Origin of the sequence: Duffyella gerundensis (genome assembly GCF_001517405.1) — a bacterium.
Taxonomy (GTDB): Bacteria; Pseudomonadota; Gammaproteobacteria; order Enterobacterales; family Enterobacteriaceae; genus Duffyella; species Duffyella gerundensis.
Map to the genome: position 1 here is coordinate 2,690,907 of NZ_LN907827.1, position 25,442 is coordinate 2,716,348.

Here is a 25,442-nt window from a genome sequence, read left to right on the forward strand (position 1 = left end):
ATCAACAAAACGGGTCGCTATAAGCGACCCGTTTTTTTATCCATTCTCACCGTTGCGGCTCATCCAGAGCGACAAGGCTTTAAGCGAATCATCGGTAAACTCATCGCAACGTGCGGTGATCTCTTCCGGCAGCATCCAAAATATCTCTGCCACTTCTTCTTCCTGCATAGCGAAAGGGCCGTGCGACACACAGCTGAACAGACCGCCCCAGACGCGGCAGTGCTGATCTTCGAAATAGAACATGCCGTGCTCGGCAAAAGGCACATCAGCGATGCCCAGCTCTTCTTCTGCTTCACGACGCGCCGATTCCAGCATGTTTTCACCGGACTGCACGACGCCGCCCGCGGTCGCATCCAGCATGCCGGGCATAAAGTCTTTGTTCTCGGTACGACGCTGCACGAGGATTTTTCCTCTGCCGTCATGCACAACGATATAGGTTGCGCGATGACGCAGCCGCTGCGCACGCATTTGCGCCCGACTCGACTGTGCGATGACCTCATTCTCTTCGTTGACAATATCAACCCACTCGGTGCCCGCAGCCTGACTTTGCTCCACCATCCGTAACCCTTAATAATATTTTTGGCGCACTGTTGCGCGATGATCTTCGCCATGACCGCGCGTTTCGTTGACGCGCGCCGCCCTAAAATAAAGATTTATCTGTTATGAAGCAATAACCGTTTTACTCCCTTTTTTACCCTTTCATTCGTGACAGCGCGACCAAAATATGCTGCGACCGGCGCCCTTTTTTGGTTCTGTTCATGATGCCGAAATCATCACGCGTCATGACGCGGTTTTTTCAGGCTGAAATCCGCGTTATCGCCCCGTTTGTTCGCCAGCCTGGCGCATCTCTTCTATGCTCAAAAGGGGCTATTAAACAACGTATAAGGATACCCGGCATGCATATTTTACTCACCGGTGGCACCGGGCTGATTGGCAGCCATTTGGTGCCAGCGTTATTAGCGAAAGGGCACCAGATTAGCGTGATCAGCCGCGACGTCGCGGCGGCACGGGAAAAACTGGATTCACGGGTGACCATCTGGTCCGGCATCGCCCAACAGAAAGATCTCAACGGTATTGATGCAGTGATTAACCTCGCCGGCGAACCGATCGCCGATAAGCGCTGGAGTGAACAGCAGAAACAGCGCCTGTGTGAAAGCCGCTGGCAGATCACCGAACAGCTGGCGTCACTGATCAATGCCAGCAGCCAGCCGCCACAGGTGCTGATCTCAGGCTCAGCCAGTGGGTTTTATGGCAACAGCGGCGAAGCGATTGTAACCGAAGAGGATGGCGGTCAGGATGAATTCACCCACCAGCTCTGCGCCCGCTGGGAAGCGCTGGCGCTGGCCGCTGAAAGCGATCGCACCCGCGTTTGTCTGCTGCGCACCGGCGTGGTACTGGCGAAGGAAGGCGGCGCGCTGACCAAAATGAAGCTGCCGTTTAAGATGGGCGTGGGCGGACCGATCGGCAGCGGCAAGCAATATATGCCGTGGATTCACATCGACGATATGGTTAACGGCATCCTCTGGCTGCTGGAAAAACCGACGCTGCGCGGCCCCTTTAACATGGTTGCACCTTATGCCGTGCGCAACGAGCAGTTTGCCGCCACCCTGGGTCATACGATGCACCGCCCTGCCTTTATGCGCACGCCAGCGGGCGCTATCAAGCTGATGATGGGGGAATCGGCGGTGTTAGTGTTAGGCGGTCAGCACCTGCTGCCGAAGCGGCTTGAGGAGTCAGGCTACCGCTTTAAATGGGTACAGCTGGATCAGGCGCTGGCTGACGTGGTGTAACGTGAGCCAACGGCGCAGCCGTTGGCTCAATGCGGTTATTTTAACGACCCCGAGAGGAACTGTTTCAGCCGTGGGCTTTGTGTACGGTCGAACACCTCTTCCGGCGTGCCCTGCTCTTCGATTTTGCCCTGATGCAGGAAAATAACGTGGCTGGAGACGTGACGGGCAAATTCCATTTCGTGTGTTACCACCACCATGGTTTTCCCCTCTTCCGCCAGCTTCTGCATAATGCGCAGCACTTCGCCGACCAGCTCAGGATCGAGCGCCGACGTCGGCTCATCAAACAGCAACACGTCCGGCTCCATCGCCAGGGCACGCGCAATGGAGACGCGTTGCTGCTGACCACCGGAGAGATGCACCGGATATTTACCGCGCGCGCGCTCATCAATGCCAACCTTATCAAGATAGGTAATGGCGCGCTGGCGCGCTTCCTGCTTCGACAATCCCAGCACCTGAATCGGCGCTTCCATTACGTTTTCCAGCACCGTCATGTGGCTCCACAGATTGAAGTGCTGAAACACCATGGTCAGGCGCGTACGCAGCATACGCAGCTGCTCTTTGTTCGCCACCTTGAGCTGACCATCGGTGTCGCGCACCAGCGAAATAGCGGCGTTGTTCACCGAAATCGCTCCCTCGCTGGGCTTTTCCAGAAAGTTAATGCAGCGCAGAAAAGTGCTTTTACCAGAGCCGGACGATCCGATAATGCTGATGACATCGCCCGCCTTAGCCTGCAGCGACACCCCTTTCAGCACTTCATGTTCGCCATAACGCTTGTGTAAATCGGTCACGCTTAATTTCATTTCAGCCATGGTCAATCACTCAGTGAGGCGCTATATGTGCCAGCCAGCGGCGCTCTGCGGCGCGGAACAGGCTAATCAGCACATAAGAGATAATAAGATAGAGCACGGCCGCAAGACCGAACGCGGTAAAAGGCTGATAGGTTGCTGAGTTAATATCGCGCGCCACTTTCAGCAGATCCGGCACGGTGGCGGTGAAGGCCAGCGCCGTGGAGTGCAGCATTAAAATCACTTCATTGCTGTAGACCGGCAGCGCGGTACGCAGTGCAGAAGGCAAAATAATGCAGCGATAAAGTTTAAAGGTGGAAAAACCATAGGCGCGCGCCGCTTCGATTTCACCGTGCGGCACCGCCCGAATGGCTCCGGCGAATATCTCGGTGGTATAAGCACAGGTGTTAAGGGTAAATGCCAGCAGCGTACAGTTCAGCCCGCTGCGAAAAAACGCGTTGAGCAGTTCGGTGCCCTTCACCACTTCCAGCGTATACATGCCGGAGTAAAACACCAGCAGCTGCACGTAGAGTGGCGTGCCGCGAAACACATAAGTGAACAGCCAGACAGGCAGGCTAATAAACCGGTTCGGTGATACGCGGGCAATCGCTAACAGCACGGCCAGACAGCCGCCCAGCACCACCGAAATAATCAGCAGCCACAGCGTCATCGCTACGCCGGTGATGCGATAACCATCGCTCCACAGCAGTGCTTTCCAGTATTCCTGAATAATATCGATCATAGCTCAGCCTTTTTCACCCCAACTGAATATCGACGCGTCAGCCACCACAGCACACCGTTGGATAAGGTGGTGAACAGCAGATAAATGGCTCCCGCCACGATAGCGAAGTAGAAAGGTTGCCAGGTGCTTTTGCCTGCCAGTTGCGTCGCTTTTACCACATCTTCCAGCCCAAGCAGTGAAACCAGCGCGGTGGCCTTCAGAATGACCTGCCAGTTGTTGCCGATGCCCGGCAAGGCGTAACGCATCATGCCGGGAAACAGAATGCGGCGAAAAACCTGCGATGAGGTAAACCCAAAGGCGGTTGCCGCTTCAATTTGCCCTTTTGGTACGGCGAGAAAGGCACCGCGGAAGGTTTCGGTAAAATAGGCGCCGTAGATAAAGCCGAGCGTGATGATACCGGCCACCATCGGATCGATATCAAACTGCCCAACGCCTAAGGCATCGGTTAGCTGGTTAAGCGCGATCTGCAATCCATAAAAAATCAGCAGCATCAGCACCAGATCGGGCACGCCGCGGATCAGCGTGGTATAGGCTTCAAACAGCAGCGCCAGCGGTCGATTGCGAGAAAGCTTGGCGGCCGCACCGGCGAGGCCAAGCACAAGCGCCAGCAAGACTGAACTGAGTGCCAGCTCCAGCGTCACCGTTGCGCCTTTAAGAATAACGTCAGAGTAGCCGTAAAGCATGGGGATGATCCTGTCGTGAAGTGTCGATGAACAAGCTGCCCGCTATGCGGCGGACAGCCGTGACGACAGGTGTAAATCAGTCACCGTATACGTTGAAATCAAAGTATTTTTTCGCGATTTTGTCGTAAGTACCGTCTTTACGCATTTCGCCAAAAGCCTTATCAATTGCCGCTTTCAATTCGCCATCATCTTTGCGCAGGCCCATGCCGGTGCCGACGCCGAAGATCTTGTCGTCTTTCACTGCCGGACCAGCAAACGCATAGGCTTTGCCCACTGGCTGCTTCAGAAAGCCTTCGCTTGCCTGAATTTCATCCTGGAATGCCGCATCAATGCGTCCGGCGTTAAGATCCTGATAGACCAGATCCTGGTTGGCATAAGGCGTGATGGTCACCCCTTTTGGCCGCCAGTACTGATTAGCGTAGGTTTCCTGCGTGGTGCCCTGCAGCAGGCCAATGGTTTTGCCTTTCAACGCGGTCAGATCGGGGGAGATTTTCGCGCCTTTCGGTGCTACCAGACGGGCGTTAGCGGCATAGAGTTTTTCAGAGAAGGCGATCTCCTGCTGCCGTTTTTCAGTAATCGACAGTGAGGAGATAATGGCATCGATTTTTTTGGCTTTCAGTGAGGGAATCAGCGCGTCAAAGTCGCTTTCAACATAGGTACATTTGGTCTGAATACGTTTACAGATTTCGTTCGCTAAATCGATATCAAATCCGGTCAGCTGGCCCTGCGTGTTTTTTGATTCAAAAGGCGGATAGGTAGGATCGGTGCCGATGCGCAGCGTTTCAGGCAGAGCAGCAAAGGCGCTGCCTGCGCTGAAGCAGGTCAATAAAGAAAGAGCCAGGAGTCGCTTCTTCATGGATTACCCTCAGTGATGTGTTTGCTTGTTGTTATGATGCTGTTTGCCTGTCCAGAATTGCAGATTTCGTGCCAGATCTGCAAGCGCCGATAACATAGGCGTTGCGCCATTGCCTCCCGGATGAACAACGCTTCATCTTGTCGGTTTAGTGTTCAATATAGAGAATAAAAAGCCGAAGCAAAGCAGGATGATGGCGCATTTTGGTGCATTTGCCGGACAGGTCACGCGGCGGCTCCGTTTTTATGCACCAGACTGGCGCATCACATCACTTTTGTGCACCTTGCCAGCGCACAAACAGATCGTCAGGCAGGTCAATATCAAACTGATCGATGACTCGGTTAACGGTTTGATCAACGATGTCCATGACGTTTTGCGGGCGGTGATAAAACGCTGGCACCGGCGGCATAATGATCGCGCCCATTTCTGCGGCGGTGGTCATCATGCGCAAATGGCCGATATGCAGCGGCGTTTCCCGAACGCACAACACCAGCCGACGCCGCTCTTTTAAAATGACATCTGCGGCGCGCGTCAGCAGCCCGTCGGAATAGCTGTGAACGATGCCGGAGAGCGTTTTCATTGAGCACGGCACGATTGCCATGCCTTCGGTTTTAAACGATCCCGAGGAGATTGTGGCGGCGATATCACGCGCATCGTGCACCACATCCGCCATCTGTTGGACATCACGCAGGCTGTAATCGGTTTCCAGCGCCAGCGTCTGCCGCGCGGCGTTACTCATGATCAGATGGGTTTCCACCTCGTCTACCGCCTGCAAAACCTGCAACATGCGCACGCCGTAAATCGCCCCGCTGGCGCCGGAAATGCCAATAATTATTTTTTTCATGCTGATCCTGTTTAGCTGCGCTTACGCCGGTTGTGCCCACAAAAAAGGCCGGTTTCCCGGCCTTTCATTTCCTGAACGCATCGTCGGTGATTAGCCTTCGTTGTGCAACTCAAGATTTTCGCCTTCATTCTGGCGCAGCGCGGCTTTTGCATCATCATTGCGCAGCGATTGCAGATATTCAAGATACTGCTGATCGACATCTTTGGTGACGTAAATGCCATCAAACACCGAACACTCGAACTGACCAATGTCCGGGTTTTCTTCGCGTACCGCTTCAATCAGATCGCCCAAATCCTGGAAAATCAGCTTGTCCGCTTTAATCAACGTACAGATCTCATCCGCTTCACGTCCGTGGGCAATCAGCTCAGTGGCGCTGGGCATATCGATGCCGTACACGTTAGGGAAGCGAATCTCTGGTGCAGCTGAGGCGAGATAGACTTTCTTCGCGCCCGCTTCACGCGCCATCTCAATAATCTGCTCTGAGGTGGTACCGCGCACGATGGAATCATCTACCAGCAGCACGTTCTTATCGCGGAACTCGGCGCGGTTGGCGTTCAGCTTGCGTCGAACGGCGCTGCGACGCAGATGCTGTCCTGGCATAATGAAGGTACGTCCGACATAGCGATTTTTTACAAAGCCCTGACGATACGGCTTGTCGAGAATGCGGGCAATTTCCAGCGCAATGTCGGTGGAGGTTTCAGGAATGGGAATCACCACATCGATATCGAGATCTTCCCACTCACGCGCAATTTTATTGCCCAGCTTGGTGCCCATGCGAACGCGCGCGCTGTAGACCGAAATTTTGTCGAGGAAGGAGTCCGGACGCGCAAAGTAGACGTATTCGAACAGGCACGGATTAGTTTTCGGGTTTTCTGCACACTGGCGCGTGAACAGCTGGCCCGCCTGCGTGATATAGACCGCTTCGCCCGGCGCGACGTCACGTAAAAACTCAAAGCCCAGGGTATCCAGCGCCACGCTTTCCGAGGCAACCATATACTCCACGCGGCCATCAGGCATAGCACGCTTGCCAATGACCAGCGGACGGATACCGTTGGGATCGCGGAAAGCGACCATGCCATGGCCGATAATCATGGAAACGCAGGCGTAGGCACCGCGCACCATTTTATGCAGCGCGGCAACCGCGGCAAAAATATTGTCTGCCTGCAGCGGATGCTGCGGAAAACGATCGAGTTCCTGCGCAAAGATATTCAGCAGGATTTCAGAATCGGAGGTGGTATTGACGTGGCGGCGGCCGCTTTCGAACAGCTGCTTGCGCAGTTCATGTGCGTTGGTCAAATTGCCGTTATGCGCCAGCGTAATGCCGTAGGGCGAGTTGACGTAAAACGGCTGCGCCTCAGAGGCGCTGGAGCTACCGGCAGTGGGATAGCGAACATGGCCAATGCCCATGTTGCCCTGCAAACGCTGCATGTGGCGCGCTTCAAACACATCGCTGACCAGACCGTTTGCTTTTCGCTGACGGAAGCAATTAATGGCATCAATGGTACAAATGCCTGCGGCATCCTGCCCGCGGTGCTGAAGCACCGTTAACGCGTCATAAATCGACTGGTTTACCGGCATGAAACCGGTGATACCGACAATACCGCACATGTTGTCATTTCCTCATAAGCCGCAGCCCAGTGGAATCACTGGGGTAAAAAACTCGACGAGCTTTTCAGATAATCAAAAAACCACCTGATGATATAACTAAACTGGGGAATCAGCTGTGACTGTTGCCAGTCGGGACTTTTCGAAAAGCCGGTGAATGTATCGAGGAAGAAAAGTATGGCAGAGACAATCAATACGCCACGCAATGCCCCAAAACAGACGCCCAAAACCCGGTCAGTGCCGGACAAGCCGGTCTTTTCCACCAGGGAGCCGATGACGTAATTCACAATCGCCCCTACGATAAGGGTAGCAATAAAAAGTACGCCGATGGCAATGCCATTTCGAACCAGTTCGTCTTCAAAGCCTGTAAACCAGACCGCAAGGAAGGAGTAATAATGACTGGCGACAAAGAATGCGCATCCCCAGGTAACGAGAGATAAGGCTTCCCGAACAAAGCCACGAATCAGGCTGACGAGGGCCGAAAAACTTACTACCGCAATAATGGCGTAATCTATCCAGATCATGAACTCTTCCAGTGACGGTGCCCCTGCATCCAGTTCGGGGCGCATTCTAACAGAAAAAGAAAACGTTTGCGTAGCGTTTTCCCCGTGCCTTTTCGCATAAAAAGAGGCGGCGAAAAAATTCTCAATCGCCGCCTCTGGTTAGCATAATGTTTGCCTGAACAGAAGGCACAAAGCGTTAACGGGCGCTGTAAGGCTTCACCACGCCGCTCAGGCCAGAAATGCCTTTCAGCTCGCTGACTGCCGCCTGCATTTTCGCTTTTGACGCATCCGGTCCTACGTAGAGACGTGTAATTTGTCCCTGCACCGGCGTGGCTGGCACGGTAAAGGCGCGATAGCCCGACAACCGTAGCTGCGCAACAATTTCATTGACCTTGCTGGCATTTTTCAGCGCGCCCAACTGCACCACATACGCCTGCCCAACCGGCGCATCAGCGGGTTTCGTCTGCTCAACAGGTTTAGGTTGCTCAACCACTTTTGGCTGTTCAACCGGTTTGCTTTGCTCGACCGGCTTGCTTTTCGGCTGCTCAACCGGCTTCGCTTTTTCAACCGGTTTCGGCTGCGCTTTAGGCGGCTGGCGCACCGGCTCCGCAGGTTTTGTCGCGGCGACAGGCGGCGGCGTCACCACCGTTGGCGACGTATTGCTTTGCGGCTGCGTCGCGCCACTGTCGGCTGACTGCTGCGGTCGGTTGCTGTTGCCGCCTACCGCCGCACCCGCGCCTTCCGGTGGCTGAGACGGCAACGACTGGGTCACCGGCGGCACCATTTCGCTGTCCTGCTGATCTTCCGGTTTCGGCACCAGCGGAATCGCCGCAAACTCTTCTTTATAGTGCTTCTTCTTGCCGTCAAGCAGCCCAGGCAGCACGATGACTCCCACGGCGACTAATATGATGGTGCCGACTAAACGGTTTTGAAACTTACTTGCCACTGCCCTTCTCCGTTTCCAGCGTTTCCATAACCTGTGCCACGGTGTGGAACGAACCGCACACCAGCACAATATCCTGCTTGCCCGCCTGCTGCATGGCCGCACGCCAGGCTGAAGTCACATCGCTGAACGCCTGTCCTGCAGGCAGATGCGCCAGCAGCTGTTCAGCACTGGCACCGCGCGGTCCGCTTAACGGTGCGCAATACCAGACATCCACCTGATTTGCCAACGCGGCCAGCGTGCCGGCAATATCTTTATCGTGCAGCATGCCGACCACCGCGTGTACTTTACCGGCCACTGGCTCTGCCGCCAGACGACTCGCCAGGTAGCTGGCGGCGTGAGGATTGTGGGCAACGTCGAGAATCAGACGCGGAGCCTGGCTGACGGTTTGAAAACGGCCCGGCAGAATCGCCCGCCCGATATGCGCCCGAATAACCGCATCGTCCACCGCCAGCCCTGACGCGCGCAATGCCGCCAACGCGGTAGCCGCATTCGGCAACGGCACCTGAGGCAGCGGCAGATCGTTAACTTCGCCCTGCGCGTCCACAAAACGCCAGCCGGTAGCCAGCTGTTGATAATGCCAGTCGCGATCGCGTTGATGCAGCCGGGCGCCGCAGGCGCTGGCAACGTCAGCGATGGTCACTGGCATGTCAGGCTCGCCAACCACCGCCGGCTTGCCCTGGCGAAAGATACCCGCTTTTTCGCGGCCAATGCTTTCACGATCGTTGCCCAGCCAGTCGGTATGATCCAGCGCAATGCTGGTCACTACCGCAACGTCGGCATCTACAATGTTGGTGGCATCCAGGCGACCGCCAAGGCCGACCTCAAGGATCACCACATCGAGTGCCGCCTGCTTAAACAGCATCAGCGCCGACAGCGTGCCAAATTCAAAGTAGGTTAATGAGGTGGTTCCGCGCCCTGCTTCAATTGCCGCAAAGCTGGCGGTGTGCGCCGATTCGGCCAGCTCTTCGCCCTGAACACGTACGCGCTCGGTGTAACGCACCAGATGAGGCGAACTGAAGACGCCAACGCGAAAGCCTGCCGCCATCAGCACCGTTTCCAGCGTGCGACAGGTGGTACCTTTGCCGTTGGTGCCGGCGACGGTGAAGATAAACGGAGCGGGTTGCAGCAGGTCGAGCCGCTGAGCGACGTCGCGAATGCGGTCAAGCCCCAGTTCGATCGCTTGCGAATGCAGGTGTTCAAGATAATGAAGCCACGTGGCCAAAGGCGACGTGGCTTGAGGAAGGTGAAGATTATCCATGTGTCCCGTTCACAACGTTACGGTGCATTGGTGAAAGGCGCTCAGCGCGCCTTTCGATCATCTGTCAGGCCTCGTGGCTTTCTGGCTCAGAAGCCGGTGCTGGCTCATCGCTATCAGGCAGCGGGGCTGGCAGGTTCATCATTTTTGCCAGCAGGCTGGCCAGCTTGTAGCGCAATTCCGGACGGCGAATGATCATGTCGATCGCGCCTTTTTCAATCAGGAACTCGCTGCGCTGGAAGCCTGGCGGCAGCTTTTCGCGAACCGTCTGCTCAATAACGCGCGGACCAGCAAAACCGATCAGCGCTTTTGGCTCAGCGATATTCAGATCGCCTAACATGGCGAAGCTGGCTGACACACCGCCCATAGTCGGGTCAGTCATGACAGAAATATAAGGCAGACCGCGCTCGCGCATCTTGGCCAACGCCGCACTGGTTTTCGCCATCTGCATCAGCGACATTAACGCTTCCTGCATACGGGCGCCGCCGCTGGCGGAGAAACAGATCAGTGGACAGTTATCTTCCAGCGCCTGCTCAACCGCACGCACAAAGCGCGCACCCACTACCGAGCCCATTGAACCGCCCATAAAGGCAAACTCAAACGCGGCGGCAACGACCGGCATGCTGTGCAGCGTGCCTTTCATAACAATCAGCGCGTCCGTCTCATCTGTCGCTTTCTGCGCGGCAGTCAGACGATCTTTATATTTTTTGGAATCCTTAAACTTGAGCACGTCTTTTGGTTCCAGCTCGCTGCCCAACTCCACCAGCGTGCCTTCATCAAGCAGCCGGTTCAGGCGCTCACGTCCATGCATACGCATGTGGTGATCGCATTTCGGGCAAACTTCCAGATTGCGCTCCAGTTCGGCACGGTACAGAACCTGGCCGCAGCTGTCACACTTGGTCCACACGCCTTCCGGGATACTCGCTTTACGCGATGGCGTGATGGTGCTCTTGTTGAGAATTCGTTCAATCCAGCTCATTGATGACCTTTCTGTTTGAACCTGGTGAGACCAGTTTTTCTTGTTGCTGCTGTCGGTGACAGCAGACCATAAATGTCGCTCATTAAACCATAACCATCCGGCGCTGTGGATAAAAATCTGGTCGGATGGCCTGGCCTGAACCCTTTTTTTAAGGCTGCTTCTGCTGCTTCGCCGCACGGCGATGGCGCCACACTTCTATCACGCCTGGCAGCACAGAAACCAGGATAATCCCCACGATCAGCAGTTTCAGGTTCTCCTGCACCACTGGTAAATCACCGAAAAGATAACCGGCGTAGGAGAATAGCACTACCCATAACAGCGCGCCCGTCACGTTATACAGCGCAAAGTGACGGTAGGACATGTGCCCCATCCCGGCAACAAACGGCGCAAAGGTGCGCACGATCGGCACGAAGCGCGCAAGGATAATCGTTTTTCCGCCATGACGCTCGTAAAACGCATGGGTTTTATCGAGATAGCTTTGACGAAAGATTTTCGAGTTGGGGTTGCTGAACAACCGCGCCCCAAACAGGCGGCCAATGGTGTAGTTCACCGCATCGCCAAGAATAGCGGCAATCACCAGCAGCGCGACCATCAGATGGATATTGAGGTCGTTGCCCGGCAGCGCCGCCAGCGCACCGGCAACAAACAGCAGCGAATCACCGGGTAAAAACGGCGTCACGACCAGGCCGGTTTCACAGAACAGGATCAAAAACAGAATGGCATAGACCCAGACGCCATACTGCGCCACCAGCTCGGCAAGATGCACATCAATGTGCAAGATAAAATCGATGACTAAATGGATGAAATCCATGGCGCTACTATCCTATGGCTAAAAGTTAATCCGCGAGGAACAGCGGTCCCATCGGCGGTCGGGGAAGATCAAAATGGGATGGATAATCCACCGCCACCAAATAGAGCCCTTCTGCTTTGGCGGTTGCTGCCGCCAGCGTACGATCCTTTGCCGCCAGCAGGCTGGCCATCCAGTTCTCAGGCTGGTTGCCGCAGCCGATCTCCAGCAGGCTACCCACAATGTTACGCACCATGTGGTGAACAAAGGCGTTGGCCTTGATATCCACCACCACATAGGCACCAAAGCGGCTGACCTCAAGGTGCATGATGTTGCGCCACGGCGTGCGCGACTGACACTGCACGGCACGAAACGAGGTGAAGTCGTTTTCACCCAGCAGGCACTGCCCGGCGCGCTGCATTTTTTCCACATCCAGCGGATGGTAAAAATGAGTCACGCCGCCGTGCAGAATCGCTGGCCGCAGCCGTTGATTATAAATGATGTAGCGATAGCGGCGTGCGGTGGCGCTGAAACGGGCATGGAACTCATCCGGCACCGCTTTGACCCAACGCACCGCGATGTCATCCGGCAAATTGGCATTAACGCCCAGCGTCCATGCCGCATCTTTGCGGATCGACGTGGTCACAAAATGCACCACCTGACCGGTACCATGCACTCCTGCATCGGTGCGACCCGCACAAAACACGTTTACGTCATGATCGGCTACTTTTGCCAGCGCCTGTTCCAGCTTGCCCTGCACGCTGCGCACTTCCTGCTGTCGCTGCCAGCCATAATAGCGGCTGCCGTCATATTCGATGCCCAACGCCAGTTTGTGCTCGTTGACCGCCTCAGACATCAGTACATGTACTCCCGCACCAGCTTCTCAGCGGTTTTGATGGCCATCAACGCGCCACCGAAGCGAATATTATCCGCTACCGTCCAGAACTGCAGCAGCTCCGGTACGCCGTAATCATTGCGCACGCAGCCAATGCTCAGCGTTTCGTTACCAGACGCATCGCCTACCGGCGTGGGATAATCGTTCTCTTCAGAAAGCGAAATATCCTCCGCCTCCAGCAAAATCTCGCGCGCTTCTTCAGCCGAGAGCGGACGCAGGTTTTCGACCCACACCTGCTGCGCGTTGCCGTAAAACACCGGCGCCTGCAGGCTGGTTACCGCAATCGGCAATCCTTCGTCCTGCAGTACTTTGCGTACCTGATCCACCAGGCGACGCTCGCTGGCGACGCTACCGGCGTTATCTGCCAGCTGCGGCAGCAGGTTGAACGCCAGCTGACGGCCAAAGTGGTGCTCTTCGGGCGGAATGCCGTTCAGCAAACGGGCGCTTTCGCCTGCCAGGCCGTCCACCGCGGCTTTGCCGTGCGAGGAAACCGACAGCAGGTTAGTGACCTGAATGCGGCTGAGCCCGGCCTGCTCAATCAGCGGCTTCAGTGCACTCAGCAGCTGGCTGGTCAGACTGTCGGCCACGCTGACAATATTACGATTACGGTAATCGCTCAGTACCTGCGGATTCACATCCGGCACCACCAGCGGCACATCCGGCTCCAGCGCGAACAGATCGCTGCTATCGATCACCAGACAACCGGCGTTGGCCGCTTCTTCGGCGTAGCGTGCCGAAGCGTCGCGTCCGGCAACAAAAAAGGCCAGCTGCGCCTGAGACCAGTCAAATTCACTGGCGTCCTGCACTACCAGCGTCTGGCCCACAAAGCGTTTGTTTTCACCGGCGCTGTTGGCGCTGGCGAGCAAAAATAATTCACCCACCGGGAACTCGCGTTCCGCCAGCAGTTCCAGTACAGCGTTCCCTACTGCGCCTGTTGCGCCAAGTAGCGCAATATTCCAGCCGTCAGACATGGTGGTTTACCTCAGACAATGACATAAAAACAGAAGGCGGTGATATTCACCGCCCGGGGATTCAGATTTTTCCCCCTGTAAACAGGGAGAGGATGATCGGCGTATTTATTCCGCCTGATGCACCGCGTTAAAGCCCAGCTGCTGCAGCATCGCTGCTGCTGCGGCATCATCACAGTTAACCTGCAATGAAGACCACTCGCGGCGTTCCTGATATTGCTTGCGTAAACGGTCAAATTCACCCGCTATGGCAGCGACCTGGCGCAGGGGCGCATCATCGCGGCGCACATCATACACCAGATGCACCAATCGTTTCAGCGTTGCCTGATCGAGCGGCCCGCGCAGCGTAATCTCGCCAAACTCCGGTGCGGGCAGCAGGCTGGCCAGCGAGACCTGTTGTGGCTGGCCAATAAACGCACTCCACGCCTCAAACACCTGCGTGGTGCCGCGCGCTTTGCCCTCGAGCGTGTAGCCAGCAATGTGCGCCGTAGCGATGTCCACTTTTGCCAGCAGCGCCAGATCCAGGTCCGGCTCCGGTTCCCATACATCCAGCACCACGCTTAAATCGCCCCGGCTGTTTAACACGTTCAGTAACGCCGCGTTATCCACCACCGGCCCACGACAGGCGTTGATCAGGATGGCGTTGGGCTTCAGCGCGCGCAGCAGCGCCTCATCGGCCAGATGCAGCGTTTTATACTGTCCCTGCTTAAACAGCGGCGTGTGGAAGGTGAGAATATCGGCTTCCGCCACCAGCGTGCTAAGCGGCTGAAAGTCGCCAGGCTCGCCCCTGTCGGCGCGCGGGGGATCGCAGAGCAGCGTCCGCACGCCCCAGGCTTCCAGACGTTTTTGCAGGCGCCCGCCCACGTTGCCGACGCCCACAATGCCAACCGTGCGGTCGGTGAGCTGAAAGCCATCGCGCTCCGCCAGCAGCAGCAGTGCGGAAAACAGGTATTCCACTACCGCGATGGCGTTACAGCCCGGCGCGGCGGAAAAGGCGATGTTCGCTGCGGTAAGGTAATCGTTGTCGATATGATCGGTGCCCGCGGTGGCGGTACCGACAAACTTCACGCTGGTACCATCAAGCAGGGCGGCATCCACCTTTGTCACTGAACGCACCATCAAGCCCTGGGCGTCACTCAGCTCAGCAACCGGCAGCGGACGCCCCGGTACGGCAACCACATCGCCGGTGCGGCTGAACAGTTCATGGGCATAGGGCATATTCTCATCAACGACAATTTTCACAGCGGCTTTCCTGTTCGGACGAAAAGAAGTAAGGAAATTATTCTGGCATAAAGAGGCGGTAAACACACATCGCCTTCACCGCCCAGACCGGCAATGGGATTTTTCTGTGCGTCGCGCTTTTATAAAATGCTGACAGGCGTAAACTTGCGCGCCTTATTATGATGAGGTCGCTATGAATTTTTTGTTCCCCCTGTTTGCGGTGCTGATCTGGTCGATCAACGCCATCGTCAGTAAGCTTTCGGCCGGCGCTATCGATCCGGCGGCGATCTCGCTCTATCGCTGGCTACTGGCCTTTTTGGTGCTGACCCCCTTTGTGCTGCCTGGCGTCTGGCGCAATCGCCAGCGTGTGCGGCAGGTGTGGTGGCAGCTGGCGCTGCTGGGGCTACTCGGCATGGTGCTCTATCAGAGCCTTGCCTACTTTGCTGCGCACACCGTTAGCGCGCTGTTTATGGGCATTCTTAACGCGCTGATTCCGCTGCTCACCGTGTTGTTGAGCGTGCCTTTGCTGCGTCTTGCGCCCACCGTTGGCATTCTGCTGGGCAGCGTGATCTCTTTCAGCGGACTGGTGTGGCTGGTCAGCGCCGGGGAACCGCAGCAGTTGATGACGCACGGGCTGGGAAAAGGGGAACTGATGATGCTGGCGGCCTCAACCTCCTACGCGCTCTATGGCGTGTTGACCAAACGCTGGAGTATCGGCCTACCGAACTGGCAGAGTCTGTATGTGCAAATTTTCTTTGGCCTGCTGTTTCTGACACCCAATTTTCTGCTCGCGCCGGAGGTCACACTCAACCTGCATAATCTGCCGCTGGTGCTGTTTGCCGGTATTCCCGCCTCGATTATCGCGCCGTTTTTGTGGATTCAGGGCGTGCAGCGCATGGGCGCCAGCACCGCCAGCATTTTTATGAACCTGGTGCCGATTTTTACCGCGCTAATCGCCGTGCTGTTTCTGCACGAACAGTTGCACAGCTATCACTTTATTGGCGGTGGACTGACGCTGGTCGGCGTGGTGCTGGCGCAACGGGTAAAAACGCCGTTGCGTCGTGTTAACACAGCCTGAAGGCGATCTGCACACACAGGCCGCCCAGCGGTGCGCTGTCGCCAAGCGTAAGCTGGGTGCCGTGCCACTGGGCGATATCATTCACCAGCGCCAGCCCGAGGCCTGCCCCCTGTTCAAGCCGGGCGCTCTGCAGGCGCTGAAAAGGCTGTAGCGCCTGCTGCCGTTGCGCCTGGGCGATGCCAGGCCCGCTGTCCTCAATGTTAAGGCAACCCGCCACCACGCTGGCGGTTACCACGCCGCCCGGCGGCGTATATTTTATGGCGTTATCCAGCAGGTTAGCGCACAGCTCCGCCAGCAACAGCGGATCGCCCAGAATCATGCAGCGTTCATCGCCTTCATAGCCTAAATCGATCTGCTTACTGCGTGCCTGGCTGTAACGCGTCAGGCAGGCATCGCGCACAATGCCGGTGAGATCGAGATGCTGCATCGGCTGCTGTTCGCTCTGCCGCCCTTTTACCCGCGACAGCTGCAGCAGACGATCGGTAAGCTGAATGGTGTCATCCAGCGTGCTGCGCATCGCCAGCAGGCTTTCGGTGCGCTGCGCAGCCTCTTCGCTGTTCAGCGCTACCGTAACCTGGGTTTTTAAAATGGCCAGCGGCGTGCGCAGCTGATGCGCCGCATCACCGCTGAACCGTTCCTGTCGCGCCAGCAAGGCGCGCAGCCTTGCCATATAGCGATTGATCGCCATCACCAGCGGCTGCAGCTCTGACCACGGCAACAGCGACGGCAGCGGCGTAAGATCGCTGGCATCGCGATGCAGCATCAGCCGTGACAACCGACGCAGCGGACGTAGCAGCCGCCGCAGCATCAGGCTGGCCAGCAACAGCGTGACCAGCACCAGCACGCCCTGACTCCAGAGCGCGGTGCGTAACAGACCGGCCGCCATCTGCACGCGAGAATTAAGCGTTTCGCCCACGATCACCAACGCCATTCCTTCAAAACCCTCCTCGCTGACCGGCTGCCACAGCGCGGCAATCCGAATCGGCAAAGACTGATAGGTGGCGTTGTAAAAATGCACCAGCGCCGGATAGCTGGTGGCCATAGGATTATCCGCGGGAATGGGTGGCAGATCCTGATAACCCGACAGCGTTTTTCCTTCCGGCGAGATCACCTGATAAAAAAGCCGATCGTCCATGTTGCGCTCAAAGCTGTCCAGCACCACCCACGGCACTTCAACCTCCAGGTGACCGCGGCGCACCACCAGCCGCTCGGCGACCGTGCGCGCCGAGGCGAGCAGCGATCGATCGTAGGCAAGATTGGCGGCGGCTAATGCGCTCTGATAATGGGTCAACACCGACAGCGCCCAGAGCAGCAACAGCGGCAGGCCAAGCCAGAGCAGCAGCTCATTGCGCAAGGTTAACCGCATGGCTGGCACTCAAGGCTGTAGCCGAGGCCGCGCAGGGTAACGATGGCCACATTGCTGCCGGCCAGTTTTTTTCTGACGCGATGAACGTAAAGTTCAATGCTCTCGAGGCTCGCCTCATCAGCCAGGGTGAACGTCTGCTCATACAGCTGCTGGCGCGAAACCGGGCGACCACGGCGCTGCATCAGCGTGGTCAGCACGCTCGATTCGCGCGGCGTTAGCGCCAGCGGTTTATCCTGCAGATGAAAATAGCCCTGCTCAAACAGCACCAGTTCACCCAGCACCTGCGTCTGGCTCTGCTGTCCGTGGCTGCGACGCAGCAGCGCACGAATGCGCGCCTCCAGCTCAACCAGATCAAAAGGCTTGCTGAGGTAATCATCGGCACCCTGATTCAACCCGCGCACGCGATCCTGCAGATCGCCGCGCGCCGTCAGCAGCATCACCGGCAGGCTCTGCCCACGCTTGCGCAGCCGCGCCAGCACCTCAAGACCATCAAGCCGCGGCAACGACAGATCCAGCACCACCAGTTCATAGTGTTCGCTTTGCAACAGATGATCGGCGGCAAGGCCATCGGCGACCCAATCCACCACAAACCCCGCCTGGGTCAGCGCTTTTTGCAGCCAGCGCGCCAGCTCCGTCGTATCTTCCACCAGTAAGAGACGCATATCACATCCTGTAATTTTTCCCGGGTAATGAAAGGTAAATGAAAGGTTGCGGCATTAACAATTCGATAACCCAAGAAGTTTGGCAATGTTCACAAACTGGAAGAAAGCCTGGAGCCTTCATGAAAAAAACACTTTGTCGCGCCATTACCTGCGCCTTGCTGACCGTCGCTACCGCCCCTGCTTTTGCTGCCGAAGCGCCGTCACGCACTGAATGTATTGCCCCGGCCAAGCCCGGCGGCGGCTTTGATCTCACCTGTAAATTACTGCAGGTTTCGCTACAGCAAACCAAACAGATTACGTCGCCCATGCGCGTGACCTACATGCCTGGCGGCGTTGGCGCGGTAGCTTACAATGCGATAGTCGCACAGCGCCCGGCTGAAGCGGGCACCGTGGTCGCCTTCTCCGGCGGCTCCCTGCTAAACCTGTCACAAGGCAAATTCGGCCGTTATAACGTTAACGACGTCAAATGGCTGGGCGCGGTCGGCACCGACTACGGCATCCTGGCAGTGCGCAGCGACTCGCCGTGGACCTCGCTGAAAGAGGTAATGACAGCGATCAAAAACGATCCCAATAAAGTGGTGGTCGGCGCGGGCGCCTCGATCGGTAGCCAGGACTGGATGAAAACGGCGCTGATCGCCAAAGCCGCCGACGTCGATCCACGCAAAATGCGCTATGTCGCCTTTGAAGGCGGCGGCGAGACGGTCACCGCCCTGCTCGGCAATCATATCCAGATGATGTCCGGTGACATGAGCGAAATGGTGCCGCACTTGCAGGGCGGCAAACTGCGCGTGCTGGCGGTGCTGGCCGATCAGCGTTTGCCTGGCGACCTGGCCAACATTCCTACCGCTAAAGAGCAGGGTTACGACGTCTCCTGGCCGATCATTCGCGGCTTCTATCTGGGTCCAAAAGTGACCGATGCAGAGTATCAGTGGTGGGAATCCGCCTTCAAAACCATGATGGCCAGCGACGAGTTTAAAAAGCAGCGCGATATGCGTGGGCTGTTTGAATTCAACATGACCGGCCCGGAACTGGATGCCTACGTGAAAAAACAGGTAGCCATGTATCGCGAGCAGGCAAAAGCCTTTGGCCTGGCGAAATAAGCGGAGGCGGCAATGAGCGATCGTATTTTTGCCAGCCTGTGGCTGCTGCTCTGCATCGGCGGCCTGTTTATCGGCGCAGGCATTCAAAGCGAATACAGCTATGAACCGGTGGGGCCTCGGCCCTTTCCGATGATTATTCTTGGTCTGATGGCGGTTTGTGCGCTGCTGATGCTGTTTAAAAAACCGGACAGCATCGCGTGGCCACATAAAAATACGCTGGGTCGACTGGTGGCGCTGGCGGCGATGATGATGCTGTATGGCTGGCAGTTCGAAAACCTCGGTTTTCCGCTCTGCACCACGCTGTTGACCTTTGGTATTGGCCTGCTGTTCGGCGCGACCTGGTGGGCAGCGGCCCTCTCCGGCGTGATCATGGGCATCTCGCTGTTTTACGCCTTTGATCGCCTGCTGGAAGTGACGTTACCGATCGGTAGCTGGCTAAGTTAACGGAGAACCCTATGGAAACCTGGTCTTTTTTAATGCAGGGTTTTGCCGTCGCCATGACGCCAACCAACCTGTTTATCGCCCTGACCGGCTGTTTTATCGGCACCATCGTTGGCCTGTTGCCGGGGCTGGGGCCAATCAACGGCGTGGCGATTTTGATGCCGCTGGCGTTTGCGCTGCATCTGCCCGCTGAGTCGGCGCTAATCCTGCTGGCAACGGTCTATATCGGCTGCGAATATGGCGGACGTATCTCATCGATATTGCTGAATGTGCCAGGCGATGCGGGGGCGATCATGACCGCGCTCGACGGCTATCCCATGGCCCAGCAGGGCAAGGCGGGCGTCGCCCTGTCGATTTCAGCGGTCAGCTCTTTTGTCGGCTCTACCATCGCTATCCTCGGCATTATCCTGTTCGCTCCGCTGCTGGCCAGCTGGTCACTGGCGTTCGGCCCGGCGGAATATTTCGCCCTGATGGTGTTCGCTATCGCCTGCCTCGGCAGCATGATGAGCCATAACCCGCTGAAATCTTTCCTGGCCGCGTTGATTGGACTTGGCATGGCCACGGTGGGCGTGGACGCCAACACCGGCGTGTACCGCTTTACCTTCGACAGCGTGCATCTCTCCGACGGCATTCAGTTTGTGGTGGTGGTTATCGGCCTGTTCTCGGTCAGCGAGATTCTGCTGATGCTGGAATCCACCCGCAGCGGTCAGAAAGTGGTGCGCGCCAGCGGCCGCATGATGTTCAATATGAAAGAGGCGGCCCAGTGTACCGGCGCCACGCTGCGTTCCTCGCTGGTGGGCTTTTTCGTCGGTGTGCTGCCGGGTGCGGGCGCCACTATCGCCAGCGCTATCGCCTACATGAGCGAGAAAAAGATCAGCGGCAGCGACCAGTTCGGGAAAGGCGATATCCGTGGTGTCGCGGCGCCGGAAGCGGCCAACAACGCCTCTGCCTGCGGCTCGTTCATTCCGATGCTGACGCTGGGCATTCCCGGCTCCGGCACTACTGCGGTAATGGTCGGCGCGCTGACGCTCTATAACATTACCCCAGGCCCGGCGATGTTCACCGAGCAGCCCGATATCGTCTGGGGGCTGATCGCCGCCCTGCTGATTGGTAACGTGATGCTGTTAGTGATGAATATCCCGATGATCAACATCTTCGCCCGCATGCTGTCGATCCCACTGTGGTTTCTGGTGCCAGCGATTGCCGCGATTTCGGCTGTCGGCGTCTACGCCGTGCACAGTACGACTTTCGATCTGCTGCTAATGGTGGCGCTGGGAATATTTGGCTATATCCTGCGTAAAATGGACTTTCCGATGTCGCCGCTGATTCTGGGCTTTGTCCTGGGCGAGATGCTGGAACAGAACCTGCGCCGTGCGCTATCGATCAGCAACGGTAACCTGCCGATTCTGTGGGAGAGTTTAATCTGTAAGGTGCTGTTAATTCTGGCAATTACGGTATTGCTGGTACCGCCGTTGTGGAAACGCTGGCGTCGTAAGCGCCTGGCGCTGGCCGCAGAGTAAGATTTTTCGCCTTCCTCACCGCTTGAGGAAGGTTTTTCCCTTCTGTTTTCTGCCCCGCTTTTGTATCATATCCCACGCTCATTTTCCGGTATGCCGGCTTCGTTCTTAAGGATTCCCCATGCAACCTCTCAGCGGCCCCGGTCTGCCACCAGGCGATCGCCCTTCGCTTACGCCTGCCGGTGGGCAGAACCGCGTTGCGGGTGAGCAGCCGCTTTCTCCGGCGCAGCGCACCACGCTGGAGCGTTTGATTGTGCGCATATTGTCGCTGAGTACCTTGAAAGCGCCAGAGCTGTGGGCTGGGATCCGTCATGAAGTGGGCGTAAAAAGTGAGGCTGAACTTCAGTCGCGTCATTTTCCCGCGGCGGAACAGTATCTGAATACGCGTTTGTCGCAGGCGCAGGATGGCCACGCCTCACGGCAGCTGTTGCAACAACTCAGCGATCTGCTGCCGCAGGGTAATAATCGCCAGGCGGTCAGCGATTTTATCCGCCAGCAGTTTGGCCATACCGTTTTGAGTTCATTAACGCCCGATCAGATGCGTCAGGTGCTGACCATGCTGCAAAACGGACAGATGGCAATTCCGCAACCGCAGCAAACCCGCGCTACCGATCGCACCCTGCTGCCGGCAGAGCATCACACGCTGAACCAGCAGGTTGCGCGTCTGGCGGCCGCCACCGGCGAGCAGCCGGTCAAGCTGTGGGCTGGCGTAATGAAGCTGGCCAACCTCAAAAGCGGCGATCCCATTCCGTCACGGCAGTTTCCGTTGTTGACCCATTATTTGCAGGCGCGACTGGCGCTGACGCAGCATCAGGCGCCTACGCTACAGCTGCTTGAAGCCTCGTTGCGCCAGCCGCCCGATCAGGCTGAACATCGCCTGCTGGAAGATTATAGCCGGCAGCGTTTCCAGGCGACGCCTCAAACCGTGCTGACCGCAGCGCAGGCGCAGGATCTGCTTAATCAGCTGTTTGCTCGACGTGCTGAAAAATATCATGAAGCGCGCCTGGCGGATGACGAGCTGCGTCCGCAGCCGATCTACTCGCCTTTTGTGGCCTCGCTGCCGTCGCTGTTGCAGCCCGCCGCAGCACGACCGGCGATGACTGCTTTTATCGTGCTGCTGGTGGTGGTTTTCCTGCTGTGGCTGTTTCTCTGATTAACAGCCGCAGGTCGGCGCGCTGGCCGTTTCAGGCCAGTGGCCCGGCGCATCCCCGGTGTTAACCGGATGCCCGTCACGCAGCCAAAAATCGAGCCCGCCAATCAACTCCTTCACCTGAAAACCTAAGCACGCCAGCTTCCACGCCGCTTTGGTCGAACCGTTACAGCCAATGCCGTCGCAATAGGTGATATAGACTTTGCTGCGGTCCAGCGTCGCGGTGCTTTCAGCGGTCATGGTGCGATGCGGAAAACTCACCGCGCCAACGATATGGCCGCTGGCATACGCCGCTGAAGAACGCGCGTCGATTACCACGATATCCTCTATCTGGCGGGCAAGATCCTGTGCCACATCCCAGGCATCGGCATAATAACGTAATTTCTGTTCCAGCCAGGCGGCGCTTTCAACAGCGGCAGGCGGGGGAAAAGCAAGAACAGCAGAATGTGGGTGCATATTTATCTCCTGGTTGGCGCTTGATAATACTCCGCGCTGGTCTTAGCGTAGAGGCCAATTCTCTACTCAGGATAAGACCCATTTATGGCCAGCGTTGCGTTTTCGTGGCATCACCATTTTGCCCGTCAGCCAGGTGAGCATCGCCGCCAGCGCCTGTGCGCTATGCTGCGAGAGGCAATCAATCAGGGTCGCCTGCAGCAGGGCGATCGGCTCCCCTCCTCCCGCCTGATGGCGGCCGATCTGGCACTGTCGCGGGTGACGGTGGAAGCCGCTTATGGTCAGCTGGAAAGCGAAGGCTATCTGTTGCGACAAACCGGCCGCGGTACCTTTGTCGCATTCAGCGTGACCAAAAAAGCGCAACGGCAACAGCTGGCGCTGCCGGTAAAGCTTTCACGACGCGGCAACCAGATTCTCGCCACTGGCGGCTGTCAGGATCCGCTGTTTCCCCACGCTTTTGCCGCTGGTTCACCTGAGCTGCGAGCGTTTCCTCAGCGCATCTGGCAGCGGCTTACTTCGACGCTGCAGCGCCAGCAAGGTATGACGCTACAACGCTATGGCGATCCGCAAGGCTATTTGCCGCTGCGCGAGGCAATAGCGGATTATCTGGTGCAGTCGCGCGGTGTTCGCTGCAGCGCGCAACAGGTAGTGGTGTTAACCAGCTCGCAGCAGGCACTGCAACTGCTGGCATGGCTGCTTATCGATCCAGATGATGAAGCATGGCTGGAGGAGCCCGGTTATCCTGGCGCGCGCAACGCGTTATTGAGCGCAGGTGCGAATCTGCATCCGGTCATGCTGGATGGAGAAGGTGCGCAGCTGCGTGAGGGCCAGCCGAAACTGATCTATTTAACCCCTTCTCACCATTATCCTGGCGGCGTAACGTTAAGCCTGCAGCGACGACACGCGTGGCTGGCATTTGCTCGTCAGCAGCGCAGCTGGATCGTGGAAGATGACTACGACAGCGAGTTTCACTATCAGGGCGAGCCGATGCCCGCCATGCAGGGTCTCGACCGTACCGGGCGGGTGATTTATCTGGGCACCTTTTCTAAATCACTTTTTCCCTCGTTGCGGCTGGCCTATATGGTCGTGCCCGATGGCCTGGTGGATGCGCTGTGTGCCGCGCGTAGCCTGATGGATGGGCACAGCGCACTGTTGCCACAGGCTGTAACCGCGGCCTTTATTTCTGCAGGGCATTTTGGCGCGCACCTGCGGCTGATGCGCCAGCTCTATCACAGCCGTCGTGATTTGCTGAGACAGCAACTGGAACAGAAATTGGCGGAGTCGCTGGTGAGTTTTCCCACGCAGGGCGGTATGCAATTGCAGGTCAGGCTGTTGTATGGTGATGAAGCAGTCATTACCCGAACAGCCCGTCAGCAGGGACTGCTGTTACCGCAATTATCTTCCCTCTATCGCCACGGGAATGCGGTGCCGGGCTGGCTGCTCGGCTTCAGTGCGCTGGAAAATCAGGAAATTATTCAGGCGGTAGATAAGCTGGCCCGGATCATGGAAAGCAGTCATTGAACACGGCACAAAAACAACAAAGCCCGGTTTCCCGGGCTTAAGCAGATCACTAAGCAGAGGCTTACTGATATTTGCGCATGGTCAGCGTGGCGTTGGTGCCGCCGAAACCGAAGCTGTTGGACATCACCGTGGTCAGCTTGCGCTGGGTAGGTTCGGTCACAATGTTCAGGCCTTCGGCCGCCGGATCCAGCTCATCGATATTGATGCTTGGCGCGATAAAACCGTGCTCCAGCATCAGCAGTGAGTAAATCGCTTCCTGCACGCCAGCGGCGCCCAGTGAATGGCCGGTCATCGCTTTGGTCGCAGACATCGCCGGTGAGTTATCACCAAACACCGCGCGGATGGCACCCAGCTCTTTCACATCGCCCACCGGCGTTGACGTGCCGTGCGTGTTCAGATAGTCGATTGGCGTATCCACGCCTTCCATCGCCATACGCATGCAGCGCATTGCGCCTTCACCCGATGGAGCAACCATGTCCGCACCGTCAGAGGTCGCACCGTAACCGACGATTTCAGCATAGATGTGCGCGCCACGTGCCAGAGCGTGCTCCAGCTCTTCCACCACTACCATGCCGCCGCCGCCGGCGATCACAAAGCCATCGCGTTCGGTGTCATAGGTGCGGGACGCCTTTTCTGGCGACTCATTGTATTTGGTGGAAAGTGCGCCCATCGCGTCAAATTCACAGGACATTTCCCAGCACAGCTCTTCGCCGCCGCCAGCGAAAACGATATCCTGTTTGCCCAGCTGGATCTGCTCAACCGCGTTACCGATACAGTGTGCTGAAGTCGCACAGGCTGAGCTGATGGAGTAGTTTACGCCATGGATTTTAAACGGCGTGGCGAGGCAGGCGGAGACGCCGGATGCCATCGCTTTGGTCACCATATAAGGACCGACGCCGCGCAGGCCTTTTGCACGCATGCCATCAACGCTGGCTGCCTGATTGACCGGCGAGCCGCCGCCTGAACCGGCCACCAGGCCGACACGCGGGTTATTCTGATATTGCTCAACGGTCAGACCGGAGTCTTTCACCGCTTCCAGCATAGAGATATAGGCATAAATTGACGCGTCACTCATGAAGCGCAGCATTTTGCGGTCGATAAGGGCGGAAATCTCTTCTTTAGTGAGTTTAACGTTGCCCCAGACGTGACTACGCATGCCGGAATCTTTCAGCTCCTGTGAGAAAGTGATGCCTGAGCGACCTTCACGCAGCGAAGCTAAAACTTCTTGCTGGTTGTTACCAATGCTCGAAACGATTCCCAAGCCTGTAATCACCGCACGTTTCATTCATTACCTCTGC

General features: G+C 57.1%; 26 protein-coding genes. 7 read left to right on the forward strand and 19 right to left on the reverse strand.

Annotated features, from left to right (window positions below; all coding sequences use genetic code 11):
- Positions 1-36: 36 nt before the first annotated feature.
- The gene (gene yfcD / locus EM595_RS12380) at positions 37-558 is read right to left on the reverse strand and encodes an NUDIX hydrolase YfcD (protein ID WP_067432464.1); all 522 of its coding nucleotides are present in this window, start codon (positions 556-558) and stop codon (positions 37-39) included.
- Positions 559-896: 338 nt separating this feature from the next.
- Between yfcD and EM595_RS12385 the strand changes: the two genes are divergently transcribed.
- Entirely contained in the window at positions 897-1,790 is an 894-nt protein-coding gene (locus EM595_RS12385) for a TIGR01777 family oxidoreductase (protein WP_067432467.1), read from the forward strand.
- 35 nt (positions 1,791-1,825) lie between these two features.
- Here the strand turns inward: EM595_RS12385 and hisP are convergent, their stop codons facing one another.
- The 14 genes from hisP to pdxB form a co-directional block, all read right to left on the reverse strand.
- Complete coding sequence (gene hisP / locus EM595_RS12390; RefSeq protein ID WP_067432470.1) at positions 1,826-2,599, reverse strand: histidine ABC transporter ATP-binding protein HisP; 774 nt, start codon at positions 2,597-2,599, stop codon at positions 1,826-1,828.
- A 10-nt stretch (positions 2,600-2,609) separates the two neighbouring features.
- A complete protein-coding gene (locus EM595_RS12395; RefSeq protein WP_067432471.1) occupies positions 2,610-3,317 on the reverse strand; it encodes an ABC transporter permease in 708 nt (235 codons plus the stop codon).
- On the reverse strand, positions 3,314-4,000 hold the full coding sequence (hisQ, locus tag EM595_RS12400; RefSeq protein WP_067432473.1) for a histidine ABC transporter permease HisQ: 687 nt from the start codon (positions 3,998-4,000) through the stop codon (positions 3,314-3,316). The genes EM595_RS12395 and hisQ overlap by 4 nt, the downstream gene beginning before the upstream one ends.
- Before the next feature lie 76 nt (positions 4,001-4,076).
- Positions 4,077-4,856, reverse strand: coding sequence for a lysine/arginine/ornithine ABC transporter substrate-binding protein ArgT (gene argT, locus EM595_RS12405; RefSeq protein ID WP_067432476.1), 780 nt, complete (start codon positions 4,854-4,856; stop codon positions 4,077-4,079).
- A gap of 265 nt (positions 4,857-5,121) precedes the next feature.
- Positions 5,122-5,697 carry a UbiX family flavin prenyltransferase gene (locus EM595_RS12410; RefSeq protein WP_067432479.1) on the reverse strand — a complete coding sequence of 192 codons (576 nt, stop codon included), beginning with the start codon at positions 5,695-5,697 and terminating at the stop codon, positions 5,122-5,124.
- A gap of 90 nt (positions 5,698-5,787) precedes the next feature.
- Entirely contained in the window at positions 5,788-7,305 is a 1,518-nt protein-coding gene (purF, locus tag EM595_RS12415) for an amidophosphoribosyltransferase (protein ID WP_067432482.1), read from the reverse strand.
- A 35-nt stretch (positions 7,306-7,340) separates the two neighbouring features.
- Positions 7,341-7,826, reverse strand: coding sequence for a colicin V production protein (gene cvpA / locus EM595_RS12420; protein ID WP_067432485.1), 486 nt, complete (start codon positions 7,824-7,826; stop codon positions 7,341-7,343).
- A 175-nt stretch (positions 7,827-8,001) separates the two neighbouring features.
- A complete protein-coding gene (dedD, locus tag EM595_RS12425; RefSeq protein WP_067432489.1) occupies positions 8,002-8,751 on the reverse strand; it encodes a cell division protein DedD in 750 nt (249 codons plus the stop codon).
- Positions 8,741-10,009, reverse strand: coding sequence for a bifunctional tetrahydrofolate synthase/dihydrofolate synthase (gene folC, locus EM595_RS12430; protein ID WP_067432492.1), 1,269 nt, complete (start codon positions 10,007-10,009; stop codon positions 8,741-8,743). Before folC ends, dedD begins: the two co-directional genes overlap by 11 nt.
- Positions 10,010-10,073: 64 nt before the next feature.
- Positions 10,074-10,985 (reverse strand): acetyl-CoA carboxylase, carboxyltransferase subunit beta, encoded by a 912-nt coding sequence (gene accD, locus EM595_RS12435; RefSeq protein ID WP_067432495.1) that lies wholly within the window; start codon positions 10,983-10,985, stop codon positions 10,074-10,076.
- 148 nt (positions 10,986-11,133) lie between these two features.
- Positions 11,134-11,796 carry a DedA family protein gene (locus EM595_RS12440; RefSeq protein ID WP_067432498.1) on the reverse strand — a complete coding sequence of 221 codons (663 nt, stop codon included), beginning with the start codon at positions 11,794-11,796 and terminating at the stop codon, positions 11,134-11,136.
- Between the two features lie 25 nt (positions 11,797-11,821).
- Positions 11,822-12,628, reverse strand: a complete 807-nt coding sequence (gene truA, locus EM595_RS12445; protein ID WP_067432501.1) for a tRNA pseudouridine(38-40) synthase TruA — start codon at positions 12,626-12,628, stop codon at positions 11,822-11,824.
- The gene (locus EM595_RS12450; RefSeq protein WP_067432504.1) at positions 12,628-13,638 is read right to left on the reverse strand and encodes an aspartate-semialdehyde dehydrogenase; all 1,011 of its coding nucleotides are present in this window, start codon (positions 13,636-13,638) and stop codon (positions 12,628-12,630) included. Before EM595_RS12450 ends, truA begins: the two co-directional genes overlap by 1 nt.
- Before the next feature lie 105 nt (positions 13,639-13,743).
- Positions 13,744-14,877, reverse strand: coding sequence for a 4-phosphoerythronate dehydrogenase PdxB (pdxB, locus tag EM595_RS12455; protein WP_067432507.1), 1,134 nt, complete (start codon positions 14,875-14,877; stop codon positions 13,744-13,746).
- 172 nt (positions 14,878-15,049) lie between these two features.
- Here pdxB and EM595_RS12460 point away from each other — a divergent pair, with 172 nt between their 5' ends.
- A complete protein-coding gene (locus tag EM595_RS12460) occupies positions 15,050-15,934 on the forward strand; it encodes a DMT family transporter (protein ID WP_067432510.1) in 885 nt (294 codons plus the stop codon).
- Here EM595_RS12460 and EM595_RS12465 read toward each other — a convergent pair.
- Positions 15,921-17,300: a sensor histidine kinase gene (locus EM595_RS12465; protein WP_067432513.1), complete on the reverse strand. Its 1,380-nt coding sequence runs from the start codon at positions 17,298-17,300 to the stop codon at positions 15,921-15,923. The genes EM595_RS12460 and EM595_RS12465 overlap by 14 nt on opposite strands.
- A complete protein-coding gene (tctD, locus tag EM595_RS12470) occupies positions 17,291-17,962 on the reverse strand; it encodes a transcriptional regulator TctD (protein WP_067432516.1) in 672 nt (223 codons plus the stop codon). Before tctD ends, EM595_RS12465 begins: the two co-directional genes overlap by 10 nt.
- Positions 17,963-18,081: 119 nt before the next feature.
- On the opposite strand from tctD, the gene EM595_RS12475 reads away from it, so the two are divergent.
- The 4 genes from EM595_RS12475 (at position 18,082) to flk (ending at position 22,173) form a co-directional block, all read left to right on the forward strand.
- The gene (locus tag EM595_RS12475) at positions 18,082-19,062 is read left to right on the forward strand and encodes a Bug family tripartite tricarboxylate transporter substrate binding protein (protein WP_067432519.1); all 981 of its coding nucleotides are present in this window, start codon (positions 18,082-18,084) and stop codon (positions 19,060-19,062) included.
- 12 nt (positions 19,063-19,074) lie between these two features.
- A complete protein-coding gene (locus EM595_RS12480) occupies positions 19,075-19,506 on the forward strand; it encodes a tripartite tricarboxylate transporter TctB family protein (protein WP_067432523.1) in 432 nt (143 codons plus the stop codon).
- An 11-nt stretch (positions 19,507-19,517) separates the two neighbouring features.
- Positions 19,518-21,023: a tripartite tricarboxylate transporter permease gene (locus EM595_RS12485; protein WP_067432526.1), complete on the forward strand. Its 1,506-nt coding sequence runs from the start codon at positions 19,518-19,520 to the stop codon at positions 21,021-21,023.
- Positions 21,024-21,141: 118 nt separating this feature from the next.
- The gene (gene flk, locus EM595_RS12490) at positions 21,142-22,173 is read left to right on the forward strand and encodes a flagella biosynthesis regulator Flk (RefSeq protein ID WP_067432529.1); all 1,032 of its coding nucleotides are present in this window, start codon (positions 21,142-21,144) and stop codon (positions 22,171-22,173) included.
- Here the strand turns inward: flk and EM595_RS12495 are convergent, their stop codons facing one another.
- A complete protein-coding gene (locus EM595_RS12495; protein ID WP_067432532.1) occupies positions 22,174-22,626 on the reverse strand; it encodes a rhodanese-like domain-containing protein in 453 nt (150 codons plus the stop codon).
- Positions 22,627-22,710: 84 nt separating this feature from the next.
- Between EM595_RS12495 and pdxR the strand changes: the two genes are divergently transcribed.
- Positions 22,711-24,144 carry a MocR-like pyridoxine biosynthesis transcription factor PdxR gene (gene pdxR, locus EM595_RS12500; RefSeq protein ID WP_067432535.1) on the forward strand — a complete coding sequence of 478 codons (1,434 nt, stop codon included), beginning with the start codon at positions 22,711-22,713 and terminating at the stop codon, positions 24,142-24,144.
- A 61-nt stretch (positions 24,145-24,205) separates the two neighbouring features.
- Here pdxR and fabB read toward each other — a convergent pair whose 3' ends face one another.
- Complete coding sequence (gene fabB, locus EM595_RS12505) at positions 24,206-25,429, reverse strand: beta-ketoacyl-ACP synthase I (RefSeq protein WP_067432538.1); 1,224 nt, start codon at positions 25,427-25,429, stop codon at positions 24,206-24,208.
- Positions 25,430-25,442 lie beyond the last annotated feature (13 nt).

Bases quoted from the DNA above. Each gene is read 5' to 3' on its own strand.
- yfcD (WP_067432464.1), bottom strand. From the start codon at position 558: ATGGTGGAGCAAAGTCAGGCTGCGGGCACCGAGTGGGTTGATATTGTC.
- EM595_RS12385 (WP_067432467.1), top strand. From the start codon at position 897: ATGCATATTTTACTCACCGGTGGCACCGGGCTGATTGGCAGCCATTTG.
- hisP (WP_067432470.1), bottom strand. From the start codon at position 2,599: ATGGCTGAAATGAAATTAAGCGTGACCGATTTACACAAGCGTTATGGC.
- EM595_RS12395 (WP_067432471.1), bottom strand. From the start codon at position 3,317: ATGATCGATATTATTCAGGAATACTGGAAAGCACTGCTGTGGAGCGAT.
- hisQ (WP_067432473.1), bottom strand. From the start codon at position 4,000: ATGCTTTACGGCTACTCTGACGTTATTCTTAAAGGCGCAACGGTGACG.
- argT (WP_067432476.1), bottom strand. From the start codon at position 4,856: ATGAAGAAGCGACTCCTGGCTCTTTCTTTATTGACCTGCTTCAGCGCA.
- EM595_RS12410 (WP_067432479.1), bottom strand. From the start codon at position 5,697: ATGAAAAAAATAATTATTGGCATTTCCGGCGCCAGCGGGGCGATTTAC.
- purF (WP_067432482.1), bottom strand. From the start codon at position 7,305: ATGTGCGGTATTGTCGGTATCACCGGTTTCATGCCGGTAAACCAGTCG.
- cvpA (WP_067432485.1), bottom strand. From the start codon at position 7,826: ATGATCTGGATAGATTACGCCATTATTGCGGTAGTAAGTTTTTCGGCC.
- folC (WP_067432492.1), bottom strand. From the start codon at position 10,009: ATGGATAATCTTCACCTTCCTCAAGCCACGTCGCCTTTGGCCACGTGG.
- accD (WP_067432495.1), bottom strand. From the start codon at position 10,985: ATGAGCTGGATTGAACGAATTCTCAACAAGAGCACCATCACGCCATCG.
- EM595_RS12440 (WP_067432498.1), bottom strand. From the start codon at position 11,796: ATGGATTTCATCCATTTAGTCATCGATTTTATCTTGCACATTGATGTG.
- truA (WP_067432501.1), bottom strand. From the start codon at position 12,628: ATGTCTGAGGCGGTCAACGAGCACAAACTGGCGTTGGGCATCGAATAT.
- EM595_RS12450 (WP_067432504.1), bottom strand. From the start codon at position 13,638: ATGTCTGACGGCTGGAATATTGCGCTACTTGGCGCAACAGGCGCAGTA.
- EM595_RS12460 (WP_067432510.1), top strand. From the start codon at position 15,050: ATGAATTTTTTGTTCCCCCTGTTTGCGGTGCTGATCTGGTCGATCAAC.
- EM595_RS12465 (WP_067432513.1), bottom strand. From the start codon at position 17,300: ATGCGGTTAACCTTGCGCAATGAGCTGCTGCTCTGGCTTGGCCTGCCG.
- tctD (WP_067432516.1), bottom strand. From the start codon at position 17,962: ATGCGTCTCTTACTGGTGGAAGATACGACGGAGCTGGCGCGCTGGCTG.
- EM595_RS12475 (WP_067432519.1), top strand. From the start codon at position 18,082: ATGAAAAAAACACTTTGTCGCGCCATTACCTGCGCCTTGCTGACCGTC.
- EM595_RS12480 (WP_067432523.1), top strand. From the start codon at position 19,075: ATGAGCGATCGTATTTTTGCCAGCCTGTGGCTGCTGCTCTGCATCGGC.
- EM595_RS12485 (WP_067432526.1), top strand. From the start codon at position 19,518: ATGGAAACCTGGTCTTTTTTAATGCAGGGTTTTGCCGTCGCCATGACG.
- flk (WP_067432529.1), top strand. From the start codon at position 21,142: ATGCAACCTCTCAGCGGCCCCGGTCTGCCACCAGGCGATCGCCCTTCG.
- EM595_RS12495 (WP_067432532.1), bottom strand. From the start codon at position 22,626: ATGCACCCACATTCTGCTGTTCTTGCTTTTCCCCCGCCTGCCGCTGTT.
- pdxR (WP_067432535.1), top strand. From the start codon at position 22,711: ATGGCCAGCGTTGCGTTTTCGTGGCATCACCATTTTGCCCGTCAGCCA.
- fabB (WP_067432538.1), bottom strand. From the start codon at position 25,429: ATGAAACGTGCGGTGATTACAGGCTTGGGAATCGTTTCGAGCATTGGT.